The 18,137-nt window shown below is 59.8% G+C and carries 17 protein-coding genes; 1 reads left to right on the forward strand and 16 read right to left on the reverse strand.

Annotated elements, in window-relative coordinates; genetic code table 11:
- Positions 1-25: 25 nt before the first annotated feature.
- From V7756_RS12130 to rnd, 3 genes are all read right to left on the reverse strand, one after another.
- On the reverse strand, positions 26-445 hold the full coding sequence (locus V7756_RS12130) for a MarR family winged helix-turn-helix transcriptional regulator (RefSeq protein ID WP_335610441.1): 420 nt from the start codon (positions 443-445) through the stop codon (positions 26-28).
- Positions 446-571: 126 nt separating this feature from the next.
- Positions 572-865 (reverse strand): YcgL domain-containing protein, encoded by a 294-nt coding sequence (locus V7756_RS12135; RefSeq protein WP_335610442.1) that lies wholly within the window; start codon positions 863-865, stop codon positions 572-574.
- A gap of 34 nt (positions 866-899) precedes the next feature.
- Entirely contained in the window at positions 900-2,048 is a 1,149-nt protein-coding gene (rnd, locus tag V7756_RS12140) for a ribonuclease D (protein WP_335610443.1), read from the reverse strand.
- A gap of 189 nt (positions 2,049-2,237) precedes the next feature.
- Between rnd and V7756_RS12145 the strand changes: the two genes are divergently transcribed.
- The gene (locus tag V7756_RS12145) at positions 2,238-3,671 is read left to right on the forward strand and encodes a methyl-accepting chemotaxis protein (RefSeq protein ID WP_442908996.1); all 1,434 of its coding nucleotides are present in this window, start codon (positions 2,238-2,240) and stop codon (positions 3,669-3,671) included.
- A 33-nt stretch (positions 3,672-3,704) separates the two neighbouring features.
- Here the strand turns inward: V7756_RS12145 and V7756_RS12150 are convergent, their stop codons facing one another.
- The 13 genes from V7756_RS12150 to V7756_RS12210 all read right to left on the reverse strand — a co-directional run bounded on the left by V7756_RS12150 (position 3,705) and on the right by V7756_RS12210 (position 18,097).
- The gene (locus V7756_RS12150) at positions 3,705-4,004 is read right to left on the reverse strand and encodes a ComEA family DNA-binding protein (RefSeq protein ID WP_335610445.1); all 300 of its coding nucleotides are present in this window, start codon (positions 4,002-4,004) and stop codon (positions 3,705-3,707) included.
- Between the two features lie 167 nt (positions 4,005-4,171).
- Positions 4,172-5,386 (reverse strand): O-succinylhomoserine sulfhydrylase, encoded by a 1,215-nt coding sequence (locus V7756_RS12155; protein ID WP_335610446.1) that lies wholly within the window; start codon positions 5,384-5,386, stop codon positions 4,172-4,174.
- A 50-nt stretch (positions 5,387-5,436) separates the two neighbouring features.
- Complete coding sequence (purF, locus tag V7756_RS12160) at positions 5,437-6,942, reverse strand: amidophosphoribosyltransferase (protein ID WP_335610447.1); 1,506 nt, start codon at positions 6,940-6,942, stop codon at positions 5,437-5,439.
- 53 nt (positions 6,943-6,995) lie between these two features.
- Positions 6,996-7,478 (reverse strand): CvpA family protein, encoded by a 483-nt coding sequence (locus tag V7756_RS12165; RefSeq protein ID WP_335610448.1) that lies wholly within the window; start codon positions 7,476-7,478, stop codon positions 6,996-6,998.
- Positions 7,479-7,614: 136 nt separating this feature from the next.
- Positions 7,615-8,232 carry an SPOR domain-containing protein gene (locus V7756_RS12170; RefSeq protein ID WP_335610449.1) on the reverse strand — a complete coding sequence of 206 codons (618 nt, stop codon included), beginning with the start codon at positions 8,230-8,232 and terminating at the stop codon, positions 7,615-7,617.
- On the reverse strand, positions 8,225-9,514 hold the full coding sequence (gene folC, locus V7756_RS12175; RefSeq protein WP_335610450.1) for a bifunctional tetrahydrofolate synthase/dihydrofolate synthase: 1,290 nt from the start codon (positions 9,512-9,514) through the stop codon (positions 8,225-8,227). The genes V7756_RS12170 and folC overlap by 8 nt, the downstream gene beginning before the upstream one ends.
- Complete coding sequence (accD, locus tag V7756_RS12180) at positions 9,514-10,410, reverse strand: acetyl-CoA carboxylase, carboxyltransferase subunit beta (protein WP_335610451.1); 897 nt, start codon at positions 10,408-10,410, stop codon at positions 9,514-9,516. Before accD ends, folC begins: the two co-directional genes overlap by 1 nt.
- Before the next feature lie 52 nt (positions 10,411-10,462).
- The gene (gene trpA, locus V7756_RS12185; protein ID WP_335610452.1) at positions 10,463-11,272 is read right to left on the reverse strand and encodes a tryptophan synthase subunit alpha; all 810 of its coding nucleotides are present in this window, start codon (positions 11,270-11,272) and stop codon (positions 10,463-10,465) included.
- 10 nt (positions 11,273-11,282) lie between these two features.
- Positions 11,283-12,500 (reverse strand): tryptophan synthase subunit beta, encoded by a 1,218-nt coding sequence (gene trpB, locus V7756_RS12190; RefSeq protein WP_335610453.1) that lies wholly within the window; start codon positions 12,498-12,500, stop codon positions 11,283-11,285.
- On the reverse strand, positions 12,493-13,107 hold the full coding sequence (locus tag V7756_RS12195) for a phosphoribosylanthranilate isomerase (RefSeq protein WP_335610454.1): 615 nt from the start codon (positions 13,105-13,107) through the stop codon (positions 12,493-12,495). Before V7756_RS12195 ends, trpB begins: the two co-directional genes overlap by 8 nt.
- 60 nt (positions 13,108-13,167) lie before the next feature.
- Complete coding sequence (gene truA, locus V7756_RS12200; RefSeq protein ID WP_335610455.1) at positions 13,168-14,028, reverse strand: tRNA pseudouridine(38-40) synthase TruA; 861 nt, start codon at positions 14,026-14,028, stop codon at positions 13,168-13,170.
- Positions 14,028-16,865 (reverse strand): FimV/HubP family polar landmark protein, encoded by a 2,838-nt coding sequence (locus tag V7756_RS12205; RefSeq protein WP_335610456.1) that lies wholly within the window; start codon positions 16,863-16,865, stop codon positions 14,028-14,030. Before V7756_RS12205 ends, truA begins: the two co-directional genes overlap by 1 nt.
- Positions 16,866-17,086: 221 nt before the next feature.
- Entirely contained in the window at positions 17,087-18,097 is a 1,011-nt protein-coding gene (locus tag V7756_RS12210) for an aspartate-semialdehyde dehydrogenase (RefSeq protein ID WP_335610457.1), read from the reverse strand.
- Positions 18,098-18,137: the final 40 nt, after the last annotated feature.

The following is an 18,137-nucleotide window of genomic DNA, read 5'->3' on the forward strand; positions in this document are numbered from 1 at the left end:
TCCATTTCGGGTGAATCAGAGAATTTTATTGGCCCATTTGCTCATGCACATGGCGTAGCAGGCGTAGCAGTTGCTCTACTTCCATGTCACTCAGGCCCGCTGTCATGCGTTGCGATATCTCGGCATTGAGCAAATCAAAACTGTGCAGGTGGGGTTTTGCGGCATCGGTAAGAAACAACTGGTGAGCCCGCCGATCAGTAGGCGCCGGGCGCCGCTCTATCAGTCCAGCAGCGGCGAGTTGGTCGAGCACGCGTGTGAGGGTAATCGGCTTTATTTCGAGTATCTCGGCCAACTCGACCTGACGAATGCCCTGACGCAGGGACAGGTGAACCAAAGTGCGGAACTGCTCCTGAGTCAGCCCATCGGCCTCACGACTGGCGATGAAGGCCTTGCGCACCAGACGGTGCACGTCAGCGACAAGGATTGGTAACCAGGCTTTATCCACAAAAACCACCCCAGGCATATAATACGTATTGCGTACTATATGCCTGGGGTGGTTGCTGGTCAAAATTCTATTACGAAGAGAGCTGCGGCTGGATGCCGCAGTTACCGAGAGGTCGCGGGAGCCTGACTAGACCGGATCGTTGCGAGTCAATAATTCATCGGGCAGGTGTACTATGTAATCGTCTTCCTGCGGCGGCATCTGCACGTGAAAGCCCTGCTCGCGCAGGTTCGCCAATACCTTGAGAATATCTTCCTGCGCCAGCTTGCGCTGCTCGGTCAATACCAGATCCATTGCATGCACTGCACGTCCAAACAGCGCCAACAATGGCGCAGGCACCTCGGAGAGACCTTTTTCCCTGGGTACGTAAAGATACATGCCGGGCTTCTTGCTGCTGCGATAAATGGAGCAAAGCACTTTCATGCGCGGCCCCCGTCACGCTTGAACGCGGTGCGCATCATACCGGCTCCTCTACCTCTGCATTGGCGATTGCCAGCAAGGCCTCCCCCATCAGCTCCCGTCGCCAGCCGGTGAGTTCGTCCGGCAGTTGGTAAGGCCCCGTGGGAAAGCCGGTACGCAACAGGGCTTCGATCACTTTCTTGCGCAGCACGATCTCGGGGGCAATACCCAGGCGCTCGGCCTGTTCCTGACCGACTTTGCGCAGCGCCTTGATCAAGCGATTGGCTGCCGCCGGCAGTGGCTCGGGCAGACGCTCGGGGTAATCCTGCGGGCTGGCATTGCTGCCTTCACGAATCAGCTGCAACAGGGTTTCGCCATCCTGCCGCACCGTTCGCGGGTGCATGTCCTCAATCCGCGCGAGCGCTTGCAGGCTATCCGGTTGCTGCTGCGCCAAGGGCGCCATCGCCCGCTCGCGCAGCAGGCGGTTACGTGCCTGGTCGCGCGCCCTAGCCTGGGTCTCGCGCCAGAAAGCCACACGCTGCAAAATAGCCAGTTGGGCCGGATTCAGACGCCAGGCCTGTTTGATTTGCTGGTAAGCCAGCTCCGGGTCGGTCAATTGACCGCTGGCTGCGACCTGCTCTGCGGTATCGGCAAACAACCAGGCTTCGACGCCAGCCTCGACAATCCGCGGCGCCAGCAACTGATATAACTCAGCCAAATGCTGGGCGTCACGCGCAGCGTATTCAATCTGCGCTGCACTTAGCGGACGCTGTAGCCAGTCGGAACGGGTCTCCTCCTTGGGCAGATCAATATTCAATAGCGCGCTTACCAGCCGCGAGTACCCCATGGAAAAATCCATACCGAGAAAGGCTGCCGCCAACTGCGTATCGAACAACGGCAAGGGGTAAGCACCACACAGACGCGCAAACACCTCAAGATCTTCGCTACAGGCGTGCAAGACCTTGACCACGCTCGGTGCCTGCAACAACTCGACCAGGGGAGCCCAGTCGGTAATTTCCAGCGGGTCTATCAGGTAGGCGCGCTGTCCGTCGCCAATCTGTATCAAACCCGCAATCGGATAGAAGGTCTCGGTGCGGACAAATTCGGTATCAACAGCAACGTAGGGCAACGTGAGCCAATGGGCGCACCAGGTGGCCAGGTCGGCGTTGCGGTCGATCATCAGCGGTGGAACCAGCGGGCTGTTCATGAGAAGCCTTATTTAGAAATTGGCGTGAGTATAACTGATCTGCAACCGCTCTGCCCCGGCCACCTTTTGCACAATACCGGTATCAAGTTTGACCCCAATCAACCGATAAACAGAGAGCATTTGGCATAATAGACGCCGCAGCAGCCGGTCATCCCGGCTTCACCGTTTCATCGCACATTGGGAGCATGCATGCATTTCCTTCAGCACTTGCCACTGAAATACAAGTTCTGGGCTGTCAACAGCGTGGCATTCATCGCCACTTTGTTACTGGTACTGGTGGCCGTGTGGGTTGAGCAGCACAGCATACAAAACCAACGCATTGAGCTGGGTGAAGCCGTGCTTGCCGAAGCGCAACCGGACAGCAGGCCGTCACTGCCTGGCATGCGCTGGCTGAACGCGGGCACACCTGGCCTCAACAGCGGCAATGCCACACCCACATGGCGCCCGGCGGCGCAGCTGATGGCGCCACTTTCCAGCGAACTGCAGGGCGTATGGATAAAGCAGAACCAGGCATTGGGCGTGGAGCATCAGAGCTATTTCAGCCTGCTCCTGGACCGTGCGCCACTGTATGCGCTGGTGGTCTGCTGCCTGATGCTATTGGTGCTTACCGTCTCCCAGTTACTGATCACTTTCATTACGCGCAACATTCTCAAGCTGCGCGACACCATGACACTGGTGCAGCAAACAGGCGATCTGACGCTGCGCGCGCAATCCAGCAGCCGCGATGAAGTCGGTTCTATGGCAGCGGCCTTCAATGCCATGCAACAAGCGCAGCAGCAAGTGGTCGCTGCGGTTCGCCAGGCGGCGCTTGAACTTGATCAGGGCGCGGGCAATCTGGCAGGCCTGATGGGCCAAGTGCGTGACGGCATGGTGCAACAACAGGCAGAGACGGATCAGGTGGCCGCGGCAGTCAACGAGATGAGCGCAACGGTTCAGGATATCGCCGGCAACAGCTCTACTACGCGCGACCAGTCGAGTCAGGCCGATGCCCTGGCAAGCGACGGGCGCGATCAGGTGGAGCAAGTGCGCAAGACCATCACCGGGCTGGCTACCAGCATCGAACGCTGCACTCATCATATGCAGACACTGGCGGCCAACAGCGAAGACATCAGCGGCGTAGTCCAGGTAATCCGCAGCATTGCCGAGCAGACCAACCTGCTGGCCCTCAACGCAGCCATTGAAGCGGCACGCGCGGGCGAGTCCGGACGCGGTTTCGCCGTGGTTGCCGATGAAGTGCGGGCGCTGGCGCAACGGGTACAAAGCTCAACGGACGATATTCAACGCATGATCGAGACACTGCAGAACGGTACTCAGGCGGCAGTACAGGATATGCAGGCAAGTGCCGCACTGACGCACGACTCAGTCGAGCAGGTCGCCCAGGCAGGTGACTCACTCCACGAAATTGCCAGCGCCGTCAGCCAGATCAGCCGTGGCAACAGCGAAATAGCGTCGGCCGTAGACCAGCAGAGCCAGGTGGCTGAAGCTATTACCCAGAGTATTGTGGAAATTCGCGATGTAACTGAACGAACTGTAGATCAGACCATGCAAAGCGCAGCTACCAGCGATCAGTTGGCCAAGCTGGCACATCAGCTGAAATTGTCGGTAAGCAAACTGAAAGCCTGAACAGAAGCGGCCCCTTGGGGCCGCTTCGTCGCCTTATTGCAGCGTGATGCGATCACTGTTCTTGGCCACAGTGCTGGGGCCAATCCCTTTGACGGCGGTGATGTCGTCAACCGACGCAAAGGCGCCGTTTTCCTCGCGGTAGGCCACAATTGCCTCGGCCTTGGATACACCAACACCCTGCAGCACCTCGGCAATTTCTTCCGCCCCAGCGGTATTGATGTTGACGCTCGCCATGGCTGCGGGCGCAGGCGCGGGCGCGGCATCGTCGGCAAACGCCGGCGCCATCAGCAGGCAGGACATCATCAGACAGAAGGCAGTTACTAGTTTACGCATGGGATTCTCCATATTGTTTATCAGGGTTGGCCGCACTGAAGGAATCTACTTCAGCAGCATTGAACCGCTATCCCTGCGGCACCGGTAACCCTAAAACAAAGGCCGGCGGGGTAATAACCCGGCCGGCCCTGAATGTGAAACCCTTCGCGTTTGCCTTGCAGATCAGCTCATTGCTGGGCATCCAGACCGCGCTGCAGGTCGGCCCGCAGGTCGGCCACCTCCTCCAGTCCGATCGCCAGACGAATCAGACCATCGCGAATGCCGGCAGCAGCCCGCGCTTCAGGCGTGAGGCGACCGTGCGTGGTGGTCGCCGGGTGGGTGATGGTGCTCTTGCTGTCACCCAGGTTGGCGGTAATCGACAACAGCCGGGTGGCATCGATAAAGCGCCAGGCCGCATCGCGGCCGCCCTTGAGTTCAAAGCTGACCACGGCGCCGAACGCAGACTGCTGCGCCTTGGCCAACTCGTGCTGCGGATGGCTCGGCAGACCGGCGTAGTATACGTGCTCCACCTGCGGTTGTTGCTCGAGCCACTCGGCCAATGCCTGCGCCGCCTCACAGTGCGCGCGCATGCGCAAGCGCAGAGTTTCCAACCCCTTGAGGAACACCCAGGCGTTGAATGGGCTCATGGTCGGCCCGGCAGTACGCAAGAAACCGACCAGCTCCTGCATGTGTTCCTTGCGCCCGGCAACCACGCCACCGAGGCAGCGACCCTGCCCGTCGATATACTTGGTCGCAGAATGCACCACTATGTCAGCACCCAGGGTCAGCGGCTTTTGCAGCGCCGGAGTACAGAAGCAATTATCGACCACCAGCAACGCGCCCTGCTCTCGCGACACCGCGCTCAGTGCACGAATATCCACCATCTCCGCCAACGGGTTCGAAGGCGATTCGAGCAGCAGCATGCGTGTGTTGGGCTTGCACGCAGCCTGCCAGGCACTGACATCCGACAAAGGTACATAGTCAACCTGCACGCCAAAGCGTTTCAGGTACTTTTCGCACAGAGTCACGGTCGAGCCGAAGACACTGCGCGAGACCAGAATATGATCGCCAGCCGAACACAAACTCATCACGGTCGCCAGAATCGCGGCCATGCCGGAAGACGTGGCTACGGCCTGCTCAGCTTCTTCCATCAACGCCAAGCGTTCTTCGAAGGTGCGCACTGTGGGGTTCATGTAGCGTGAGTAGACATTACCGCCGGATTCCCCAGCGAAGCAGGCGGCTGCCTCTGCAGCACTGCGAAACACGTAACTGGACGTCAGAAACAGCGCTTCGCCGTGCTCCGCTTCATGGCTGCGGCGCTGCCCCGCACGTACCGCCAGGGTGTCAAATCCCACGCCGTCCAGATCGCTATCCAGCCGGCCTGCTTGCCAATCGTTTGTCATCCTGAAACCTCGCGTACCGCGCTCACCGGAGGCAAACGCGGCCATTACTATCAATTGTTGTGCAAATCGATGATGGCGCTGCCGCTATCGGCGATGGACTTGGCCGAATCATTGCGCGCCTGCTCGATCTTGCCCAGATAAGCCTCGCTGACGTCGCCGGTCACATACTCACCATTGAATACCGAGCAGTCATAACGCTTGATATCCGGATTGCCCTCGGAGACCGCGTCAATCAGGTCTTCCAAGTCCTGATAGATCAGCCAGTCGGCGCCAATCAGTTCAGCCACTTCTTCCGTGGTCCGCCCATGGGCAATCAGCTCATGGGCAGTGGGCATGTCGATGCCGTACACGTTGGGGTAGCGCACAGCCGGTGCGGCCGAGCAGAAATACACCTTGGCAGCGCCTGCCTCACGGGCCATCTGAATGATCTGCTTGCAGGTCGTGCCGCGCACGATTGAATCGTCCACCAGCAGCACATTCTTGCCACGAAATTCCAGATCGATCGCGTTCAACTTCTGCCGCACCGACTTCTTGCGCGCAGCCTGCCCCGGCATGATGAAGGTACGACCGATATAGCGGTTCTTGACGAAACCCTCGCGGAACTTGACGCCCAGATGGTTGGCCAACTCAACTGCAGAGGTACGGCTGGTATCGGGAATCGGGATCACCACGTCGATGCCGTGTTCCGGGCGTTCGCGCTCGATCTTCTCAGCCAGCTTCTCGCCCATGCGCAGACGAGCCTTGTAGACCAGCACCTTGTCGATCATCGAATCCGGGCGCGCCAGATACACGTGCTCGAAAATGCACGGCGAGTATTCCTGGTGGCTCGAGCACTGGCGGGTGAACAGCTCGCCCTTTTCGGTGATATAAACCGCCTCACCGGGCTGCAGGTCGCGAATCAGGTCAAAGCCCAGCACATCCAGTGACACGCTTTCGGAAGCGATCATGTATTCCACACCGTTTTCGGTTTCCCGCTTACCGAAAACAATAGGCCGGATCGCGTTGGGATCGCGGAAACCGACGACGCCATAACCAGTAATCATGGCCACAGCGGCGTAGCCGCCACGGCAGCGCTCGTGCACTGCCCGGACCGCATTGAAGATATCTTCTTCATTGGGTTGCAGCTTGCCGCCACGTGCCAGCTCATGGGCAAATACGTTGAGCAGCACCTCGGAGTCGGAGGTGGTGTTCACGTGACGCAGGTCCGATTCGTAGATCTCGCGCGACAGCTGCTCGACGTTGGTCAGGTTGCCGTTGTGCGCCAGGGTGATGCCATAAGGCGAGTTGACGTAGAACGGCTGCGCTTCAGCGGAACTGGATGAGCCCGCAGTAGGATAGCGGACATGGCCAATACCCATGTTGCCAACCAGGCGCTGCATGTGACGCTGGTGAAATACGTCACGCACCAGGCCATTATCCTTGCGTAGAAACAACCGACCCCGATCACAGGTCACAATGCCGGCGGCGTCCTGGCCGCGATGCTGCAGGACGGTCAGGGCATCATAGAGCGCCTGATTGACGTTCGATTTGCCCACTATGCCAACAATGCCACACATGCCTAAACACCTTTTTCGTTGAGTATGAGAAAACCATCCGACGCGAGGTCGGCTCAGCGGCCGGCCAGCTGCAGAATGAAATTCTTGGACCAGTCGGCCACCAGTAAGAAGTGAGGAATCATCACTGACTCGCGCCACCAGGTATCCGCTTCAACCGGGGCCAGGCTCAGCAGGCCCACGATCACCACAATCAGCAGCCCGCCCCGGGCCGCCCCAAATACCATGCCCAGGAAGCGATCCGTGCCGCTCAGGCCTGTCGCCTTGACCAGTTGACCAATCAGATAATTGATCAGGCCGCCCAGCAGCAGTGTCAGGATAAAAAGAATAGAGCAGGCTGCGATCACCCGCAGCGAGGGTGTGTCTATGTAGGGGGCCAGTAGCTCGGCCAGTGCACCGCCAAACAACCAGGCCACCAGACCAGCCAAAATCCAGGTAACCAGAGACAGCGCCTCTTTGACAAAGCCTCTGGTCAGGCTAATCAGGGCCGATACAGCAATGATGGCGATGATAGCCCAATCAACCCAGGTAAACGACACAGTCACGGCACCCTGTTATGCAAAGAGCGGTATTCTAGCAGAGCAGCAGAGGGCATCGAAACAGCTAAGTTGCAGACCTTTCCCGACGCCGGCACCCGCCATGCCGCAGAGCTGCCCGCCCATTGCTGCGCGTGCCTCAGCTGCGACCACTCTGGGCATCATAGGCAACTACCAGGCCTTTGGTGCCACGCTTGCTGGCCAATTCGTCGCGCAGCCGATTGGCCGCCTCGCGGCTGGCTACCGGACCCACGTAGACGCGGGTAATGGAGCTGCCTTGCACAGTCACCGAATGGGTGTAGGCGTTGTAGCCCTGGCTCCGCAGGGTCTCACTCAGGCCCTGGGCATTACTGGCAGTGGAGAAGCTGCCCAATTGCACTACCCAGTCGCCAGCAGCAACCGCGGGCGTGGTCGCAGGCGCCGGTTCAGGCTCTGATGCCACGGCAGGATTGGCCTGCTGCTCAGCCACCTCTTGCTCAGTTGTCGGCGGAACAACAGGCTGGACGCCAGGTTCCGTGGGGGGCGGCGTATCAGCAGTCACAGGTTCGGACGGGATCTCCGGCACTTGAGGTGTCTGGGGTAGTTGGACCGGCTGCGCGGGCGCTATGGGTTGCTGATCCAGCAACGGCTGTTCGGGCACATCCACTACCACCTCGACAGTTTCATCCTGTCCGGAGAGCAGCATGGGCAAAAACACCACGGCAGCGACAATCAGCACCAGGGCGCCGATGATGCGCTGTTTCAGACCTTCATCCATCAGTCAGTTCTCCGGAATTTTCAGACATCCAGAGTATGGCGGCAGCGACAGTAAAAAACGACCCGAAAATGACAATTTCGGTATCCCTTGCGGTCTCATCCAATGCCTGCGTGATGGCCTTCGCGACGGAAGCGCACGCATGCACATGCTCACCCTGTTGCCCCAGATAAACGGCCAAATCCGCAGCTGGTCGGCTGCGCGGGCTGTCCAGAGGCGCCAGATACCAGGCGTCAAACAGCCGCTTGAGCGGCATGTGCACGCCAGCCAGATCCTTGTCGGCAAGCAAGCCAAACACGGCCACCCGCGCTGCTGGCCTGAGGGACAACGCCTTCGCCATGAACTGAGCTGCATGGGGATTGTGCCCCACATCCAGGTACAGCCGGCGCAGCTCACCGCGCCAGGCAAGCTGGCGCAGTTCAAACCGACCCGGCGCACTAGCGGCGGTCAGCGCTTGCCGCAAGCTCTGCTCCGGGAGCTCAAAGCCCGCCTGCAGAAACGCCTGCACCGCCACAGCAAGATTATCGCGAGGCAAAGTGACCGGCGCCATTGTGGTAAAGCAAAGGTGCTGGGAACCACGTCGTGCGGTCAACTCCCAACCATCAGCCGCCAGCGCGCGCCAGCCAAAGTCCTTGCCGCGCTGCAGCAACGGGCAGCCCAGTTGCTCGACCCGGTGTAAAAAACTCGCAGGCAGATTGGCCTCACCGCTGACCACCGGCCGGCCAGCGCGCAAGATACCGGCTTTCTCGTAACCCACCGATTCCAGGGTATCGCCCAGGTACTCCTGATGATCCAGCCCGATGCTGGTGACCACGGCAACACTGGCGTCGACGATATTGACCGCATCGAGCCGGCCGCCCAGCCCTACTTCCAGCACCACCGCATCCAGTTGCGCCGCCTTGAACAGCCAGAACGCAGCCAGCGTGCCAAATTCGAAATAGGTCAAGGATATCTCGCCGCGCGCCTGGTCTACCGCCTCAAACGCGCAGCACAGCTCGTCATCCTCGACCATGCGGCCGTTGACGCGCACGCGTTCGTTGTAACGCAGCAGATGCGGGGAGGTATAACAGCCGGTGCGCTGACCGGCCGCCAGCAGCAGCGATTCCAGCCCCGCGCAGGTTGAACCCTTGCCGTTGGTACCAGTGACGGTAAACACACAGGGAGCTGGGCGCAGCAGATCAAGGCGCTCTGCGACCTGACGCACGCGCGCCAGGCCCATTTCGATCTCGCTGGGGTGCAGCCCTTCGAGCCGGGTCAGCCACTCGGAAAGACTGCGGGCAGCCATCAGACTTGGCTAGGCTCGACTTCGCTGGGGGCAGCCGGCGCAGGTGCGTTGGTAAAAATGGCCAGCATGCTGGCCAGACGATCACGCATCTCGCTACGCGCGATGATCATGTCCAATGCGCCATGGGCCAGCAGAAACTCGCTGCGCTGGAAGCCGGCAGGCAACTTCTCGCGCACCGTCTGCTCGATAACCCTCGGGCCGGCAAAACCAATCAGGGCGTTGGGTTCGGCGACATTCAGATCACCAAGCATCGCCAGGCTGGCGGAAACACCGCCATAGACCGGATCGGTCATTACCGAAATAAAGGGAATGCCCTCTTCTTTCAGCCGCGCCAGTGCGGCACTGGTTTTGGCCATCTGCATCAGCGAGAACAGGGCTTCCTGCATGCGGGCACCACCGGAGGCAGAGAAACACACGTAGGGTATGCGCTCGCGCAGTGCGACCTCGGCACCGCGGACAAACCGCGCGCCAACCACGCTGCCCATGGAACCGCCCATGAAGTTGAACTCGAAGGCGCTGGCGACGATAGGCGAGCCCTTGAGCTTGCCCTGCATGACAACAAGCGCGTCCTTCTCGCCGGTTTCTTTCTGCGCAGCGGTCAGGCGGTCCTTGTACTTCTTGCTGTCGCGGAACTTGAGACGATCTACCGGCTCGAGTTCCGCGCCGATTTCACTGCGATCGCCTTCGTCCAGAAAGATGTCCAGACGTCTACGGGCATTGATACGCAGGTGATGACTGCACTTGGGGCAGACATCCAGGTTCTTTTCCAGTTCGGGGCGGTACAGCACCGCTTCACAGGACGGGCACTTGCGCCACAGCCCTTCGGGCACGCTACTCTTCTGTGCTTCAGAGCGCACGATGGAAGGAATCAGTTTGTCCACCAGCCAATTGCTCATCGCCATTCCTTAATCTGTTTATTCGATCAATCAGCCCCAAGGGCTGATCGCTTCAATCCTTGCCGTCCATCGCCCTGCGCATATCGCCGATAATGGCGGCAATCGCCTTGCGGGCCTGTTCCGGCTGGTCGGCGTGATCGGCAATCTGATTGACCAGCACCGAGCCCACTACTACGCCATCAGCCACTGCCGCCACCGCTTTGGCAGAAGCACCATCACGAATGCCAAAGCCAACACCAATAGGTAAATCGGTTACCGTGCGCAGCATGTCCAGCCTGTCTGCTACTTCGGTGACGTTCAAAGCACTGGATCCGGTCACACCTTTGAGCGAAACATAATAGACATAACCACTTGCCTGCTCACAAATCAGCCGTGCGCGTTCTTTGGTAGTGGTCGGCGATAACAGGAAAATACTGTCCAGCCCCTGCGCCTTGAATACCGGCAAAACATCAATCGCCTCTTCCGGCGGCAGGTCAACGGTCAACACCCCATCCACTCCCGCGCTAGCGGCGGCTTCAGCAAAAGCAGCGTAGCCCATGCGCTCCACCGGGTTCAGATAACCCATGAGTACCACCGGCGTGCGGTTATCATCCTCGCGAAAGCGCCGCACCATGTCCAGCACCTGCTGCAGGCTCAGGTGATGCGCCAATGCGCGCTCCATGGCCAACTGAATCACCGGGCCGTCAGCCATGGGGTCTGAAAACGGAATACCCAGCTCGATGATGTCCGCGCCCGCAGCCACCAGATCGTGCATCAGCGGCAGCGTCATCTCGGGCGTTGGATCGCCAGCGGTTATATAGGGGATCAGGGCCTTGCGTCCCTGGGCGCGCAAGGCGGTAAAACAGGCTTCAATTCGGCTCATGTAAATCTCGTTAAATGCTGATGCCGTCGATACCGGCGACCGTATGAATATCCTTGTCACCACGACCGGACAGGTTGACCACCACAATCTCGTCGGGGCGCATGCGAGCGGCCAGCTTGATGGCGTAAGCCACCGCGTGGCTGGACTCCAGTGCAGGCATGATACCCTCAACCCGGGTCAGCTCGCGGAACGCGGCAAGTGCCTCTTCGTCCGTCGCATCGACATAGTCCACGCGACCAATGTCCTTCAGCCAGCTGTGTTCGGGCCCTACCCCCGGGTAATCCAGACCAGCAGACACCGAGTGGGTTTCAATGATCTGCCCCGCCGCATCCGACATCAGATAAGTGCGGTTGCCATGCAACACACCGGGCTGGCCGGCACTGAGCGGAGCGGCATGCTGGCCAGTGGCGATACCGTGACCGCCAGCCTCTACGCCATACATTTTCACGCTCTCGTCATTCAGAAATGGATGGAACAGGCCAATGGCATTGGAGCCGCCGCCGACGCAGGCGACCAGCGCATCGGGCAGCCGGCCAGCCTGCGCCAGGCACTGCTCGCGCGCCTCTCGTCCGATCACGCACTGAAAGTCGCGAACCAGCTGCGGATAGGGATGCGGGCCGGCCACTGTGCCAATGATGTAGAAGGTATCGTCAATATTGGTCACCCAATCGCGCATGGCCTCGTTCATCGCATCTTTCAGCGTCCTGGAGCCGGAAGTAACCGGAATCACTTCTGCCCCCAGCAGCTTCATGCGATACACGTTCAACGCCTGACGCTTGACGTCTTCAGCCCCCATGTACACCTGACATTTCAGGCCCAGGCGCGCTGCTACTGTGGCAGTGGCCACGCCGTGTTGACCTGCGCCGGTTTCAGCGATCACCCGCGGCTTGCCCATGTGCTTGGCCAACAGCGCCTGGCCGATGGTGTTGTTTACCTTGTGCGCGCCGGTATGGTTGAGGTCTTCACGCTTGAGATAGATTTGCGCGCCGCCCACCTTGGCGGTAAGTCGCTCGGCCAGATAAAGCGGTGAAGGCCGTCCAACGTAATGCGCCAGGTCACGGTCAAATTCGGCCTGGAAAGCGGGGTCTTCAGACAGCGTCCGGTAGAGTTTTTCCAGCTCGTCCAGTGCGTCCATCAAGGTTTCGGACACAAAGCGGCCGCCGTAAGGGCCGTAGTGGCCCCGCGCGTCAGGGACCGCAGAATAATCGGTTTTACTAGACTCAGACACGCTTCACCTCTTGAATAAAAGCGTTGATTTTCTCGATATCCTTGATGCCCTTGGCCGATTCGACGCCACCACTGACGTCCACCGCCCAGGGCTGTACCTCGTTTATCGCCAGAGCAACGTTGGCGGCGCTCAGCCCACCCGCGAGCACCAGATTCCAAGGCCTTTTACCCGGCACCAGAGCCCAGTCGAAGACCTCACCGGTGCCGCCCGGCACGCCCGGCTTGTAGCTATCCAGCAGTATGCCGCTGGCCTTCGGCCAGGCGGCAGCGACCTGGGCAAGGTCCTGCCCTGCCCGCACCCGGACGGCTTTCAGGTAAGGCCGTTCAAACTGGTCGCAGTAGGCGGCGTCTTCGTCACCGTGAAACTGCAGCAGGTCCAGCGGCACCTGCCGCAACACCTCGCGCACATAGTCAGGCTCGGCATCGACGAACAAACCGACGGTAGTCACGAACGGCGGCAAGGCAGCCACAATGGCAGCGGCCTGAGCAGGCCCAACTGCGCGCGGACTGGGCGAGTAAAACACCAGACCGATAGCATCTGCTCCAGCCTGAGCAGCCGCCAAAGCGTCTTCAACCCGAGTAATACCGCAGATCTTGATACGCGCCATATGTGCGTTGGCACCTCAAAGGGACAAGGGCACCGATAGTAGCAGATAGCGCCACAGGCGTCAGTCCGCCACGTCCGGCAGCGCAGAGAGGAAGTGCGGCCCGAGATAGCGCCTGGGCAGGGCAAACTGCTCGGGATAGGTCACATCCACCAGGTAGAGACCGTAGGCCGGCGCGGTCAACCCGCCTTGGGCCCGATCACGCGCAGCCAATACCTGCGCAGCCCACTCCACCGGACGATCACCACAGCCTATCTGCATCAGTACACCGGCAATGTTACGCACCATATGATGCAAGAAGGCATTGGCACGGATATCCAGCACGATGAAGCGGCCGTGCTGCAACAGTTGCAAATGGTGGATGGTCTTGACCGGTGACTTGGCCTGGCAACCCACCGCACGATAGGAAGTGAAGTCGTGGGTTCCCAGCAACGTCAAGGCGGCCTCGCGCATGGCTGCAAGGTCCAGCGGTCGGTAGTTCCAGGTGACCTCATGTGCCAGATGCGCTGGCCGGATGGGATCGTTATAGATCACATAGCGGTAGCGCCGTGCCACGGCAGAAAAACGTGCATGGAAGTCCATACCCATCGGCTGAACCCAGCTTAAGGAAATATCTGCCGGCAAGTTGGCGTTGGCGCCGTGAATCCAATTACGCGGGCTGCGCACCGCATCGCTGTCAAAGTGGATTACCTGACAGGAGGCGTGTACGCCAGCATCGGTGCGCCCAGCGCAGAACACCTGCACAGGGTGATTGGCCACTCGACTCAGCGCCTTCTCGACCGTTTCCTGCACGCTGGCCACGCCCGACTGCTGGCGCTGCCACCCACGATAGGCGCTACCACGGTACTCCACACAGGCGGCTACCCTTGAAACAACAGCGGCCGCCTCTGGGGCGGCCGCTGCTTGCTGCTTATCTACTTCCATCAATCGGTCAACCGCTCCATCATGCTGCGAGCTTCCTGCTGTTGCTGTTCGTTACCTTCATCGACAACCTCGTTGAGGATGTCACGGGCGCCTTCATTGTCGCCCATGTCGATGTAGGCCCGCGCCAGGTCGAGCTTGGTCGCGCACTCATCGGTACCAGAAAGGAAATCAAACTCGTCGTCATCTTCGTCCAGATCGCCAGCCACCGGCTCCTCCGTCATGTTGTCGAGCGGCATCAGGTCATCGTCCTCACCAACAGTGCTGTCGACTTCATCCAGCTCCAGAGTATCCAGCGGCAAGGCGACGTCGGCGCTTGCAGCGCTGCTGGCCGCTTCGTCCAACTCAACCTCGAAGTCGGCGACATCCTCTTCGGACAGACTGAAATCATCCGCCTCTCGCTTGGCATCTGTATTCACAGCTTCAAAATCGGCTGCCAGACTGTCTGACTGCAGATCGTCAGTCAATGACAGGTCGAAGTCATCATCCAGCGATGACGCCGAGGTCTCCGGTTCTGCTGCGGCGTCCAGGCTTTCAAACTCACTGAAGTCCAGCGTCTCATCCAGCTCCAGACTGTCTTCGGTATCGGATACCTTTGGCTGGTCGGCCGGCACAACTGCGGGCGTCTCATCCAGATCAAAGTCCAGATCAAAGTCGGAAGTCGCGTCGGCTGCAGGCGTGACCTCTGGCTCGAGCTCGACGGCGGGCGATACACTCTCACCCATCTCGAACTCGCTGAAATCGAAGTCCATGTCCTCTTCTTCCACCACCTGAGCTTGTGGCTCGTCTGCCGGCATGGTGAAGGAGACATCGTCGTCGCCCAGTTCGTAAGCGAGACCTGCCGCAGCGCCGGCAACGGCAGCTGCCATCAGCGGGAAGCGCGCATCCATCGCATCGACCTGATCATCCACAGTGCCGGCCGCGCGAAGAGCTTCGTGCTGGGCACGGTAGCCTTCGGCGTTTTCCAGCAAGGCTTCGACTTCCAGCAGTTTGAGACGCAAATCGGTACGCTCGGGCTCATCTTCCAACGCCGCCAGCAATACTGTGCGCGCCTCTTCCGGCTTGCCGTAGGCCAGCAGCCCGTCAGCCTCAATCAAAGGATCGACACTGATGCCTGCATCTTCATCATCCAGTTCGGCAGCCAGCGCGACATTGAAGTCATCCGACTCATTCGGATCAAGGCTGCTATCGTGACCATCAGCGGCGTTGGCGATGAAATTGTCGGCCATGTCAGCCTCGCGCCGAGCGTTGCGACGAGATACGGCCATAAGCACCATCAATAGCAGCAGAATGGCAACCACGCCGCCACCAATCAACAGCATCTGGTTTTGCATCATGCGCTCAAGCAGCGACTGTGCTACCGGGGGCTCTGGCTGCTCTGGCATCTTGGCTTCCGGCGGCGTTTCAGCCTCAATAGCAGCGACCGGGGCAGCGGTGTTCGCGTCCTCGGCAGCAGCCTCGATTTCAGCTTGCGCTGCAGACTGCTCAGCAGCATCCGCCTCGGCTTCAGCCAGCGGATCCATTGGATCGGCCGCTACTGTCGAATCGGTTGGCACGCTCTCTGCCGCGTCCACCGGCTCCTCGCTCTCGGCGGCTACAGCTTCGGGTTGGGCCGCATCAGCCTCGGCGGCAGGGGCCTCGGCCTGCTGCTCACTCGCTGCAAGGTCTTCGAGATCGGCCGGGGGCTCTGCGGTTGGCTCGCTGTTCTCGACACCTTCGCTGATTTCCTGCTGCAGGGCAGCAAGCTGTGCATCTTTCAATTCCAGCAAACGCTGCAAGGTTTCCAACTGGCCCTGTACATCGTCGAGGCGGTCGCCCATTTCGGCTTTTTCGCGCTCTGCAGCATCCAGTTGTTCTTTGGTGCGATCCAGTGAATCGCGCAACTGTGAAGCGTTGCCGGTATCGGCCTCACCTTCCCCTGCGCCCTGGTTGTTCTGTTCATCCGCACCCGAAACCAGGCGCAGCGAGTCTTCGCCAGCCACTTGCTCCGGTGCGTCGCCGGCGCTGGTGCGCTGGCGGGCGTCCAGTTGTGGCGCGCTGGGCGCGCTTGGAGCAGCCGTGCTGGCGGGCGCGGAACGCCCTTCCTGCCACGCACGGTTCTGCGCGGCCACTTCAGCAACCGCCTCGCTACCAGAACGACGGCCAGCCTGCTCGCTGCTAGGCAGGTTCAGCGTCTGACCTGACTTCAGTTGATTGATATTGCCGTTGATGAAGGCGTTGGGATTCAGATCCTGGATCGCCAACATGGTCTGGTGCACGTTGGCACCGGCGGGCCGCGACTTGAGCGCGATCTCCCACAGCGTGTCGGAACGGTCGGTACGCCATTCGGTAGCGCTGGCGGCGCGCTGCGGTGCCGTTGCAGGCGCGTAAGGAGAGCTGCCGCGCGGTTGGGCTGGCGCTATGGTCGGCTGGGGGCGAGGCGGCGTGACGTTCGCAGCAGAGCTGGCAGGTGTCACCGGTGTGCTGCTGACCACGGAGCTCGGCTGGTACAACGGCGGATCAAGCAGCACGGTGAATTCGCGTAGCACCTTGCCGGAAGGCCAGCGCACTTCCATCAGAAAGTTCAGGTATGGCTCATTGACCGGACGACTTGAAGTCACGCGAATGACCGATTTGCCGTTGGGCTTTACCACCGGGGTAAACTTGAGGTCGGTCAGGAAGAAGGAACGTTCAATGCCGGCGCGACCGAAGTCATCGGGCGAAGCCAGCATCGAGCGAATTTCCTCGCTGGTGAGGTCACGTACTTGAAGCAGATCAATTTCGGCATCCAGCGGCTGGTTTAGGGATGAGCGCAGGTTAATGTCGCCTACTCCCAATGCTTGAACCATTCCTGTGGACATCAAGGCACTTGCTGCGGCGACAGCTATAACCAGTTTGCGAACCATAGCGAAAATCCTTTGCTTTTATCGTTTTCTCACGCTTCAACAGACCCTGTTGCGCTCTGACCGGCCTACTGCCAACTTCCCCCATCCAGTCCGAGACACCAGCAACCGCTGAATCCAATCAGGGCTTGCATGGACAAACCTAAACCGCTTAATACAAAAACACCAGCAAGTATCGATTACAAATAGTCTTTTATCAATAACTCGGCAAGCATCAGACTGTTAATTGCGACACCCTTCCGAAGATTATCAGAGACAATCCACAAATGAATAGTGTTCGGCTCTGCAGCATCTGCGCGGATACGTCCGACCCAGACCGCATCGCTACCTGTAGCATCGGTAATAGGTGTGGGAAATCCGCCTGGCGCTGCCTTGTCCAGCACCTTGATGCCCTTGGCGCGGCGCAGCACATTGCCGATTCGCTTGACCTCCGGCGCCTCGGTAAAGCTGACCTGCATCATCTGCGCCGTACCGTAAAACACTGGCACCAGCACAGCATTAACCAGCACCGGCAAGGCGGGCGCACCCAGACAGGCCTGAACTCCGGCCACCAAAGCACGCTCCTCCTGACTGGCACCGGTTTCGTCGAGATCGGTGACACAAGGTGACAGGTTGAATGCGGCCTGCTTGTCCAATACACCCTTTTCCGCGGGCTGGCCATTGAGCAGCTTGCTGGTCTGCATGGCGAGCGCCTCTACCGCAGCTCTGCTGTGCGTAGACATGGACTGATACGTGGCAATACTGACGCGCTGCAGCGGCGCCATGCCAGCGAGTGCATGCAGCACTATCGCGCTTTGCACCACCTGGCTATCTGGCGCGCTGATTACGCCCTGCTCTTTTGCCGAGGCCAGCGCTTGCGGGTTGACTTCCGCCACGACCGGGTCCCCGCCCAGGCTGCCGGTCGTGTCCACCAGAACCGCCCCGGCCGCTTTGATGACGGGGGCCCATTGCTGGGCAAAAGCCGGCTCGCCCGCTATCACCACTACGGCAACCTGACTGAAATCGAAACGCGAGATGGGCTCTACGCGCATGCTCTGCCCTTTGATCATGCGGCGCTCTCCTGCCTCGTCATCGGCATCCACCAGATGAAGGTCAGTAAAAGCAAAGGTGTCGTCTTCCAGCATGCTGATCAGCATATCGCCCGCCAAACCGCTTACACCCACAACCGCAACGCCTGTTTTCTTGCTCATAGTCATCAACCAGTATTTGAATTCACCAAAAGACAAAGGG

Origin of the sequence: Halopseudomonas sp., from assembly GCF_036961105.1 — a bacterium.
GTDB lineage: Bacteria > Pseudomonadota > Gammaproteobacteria > Pseudomonadales > Pseudomonadaceae > Halopseudomonas.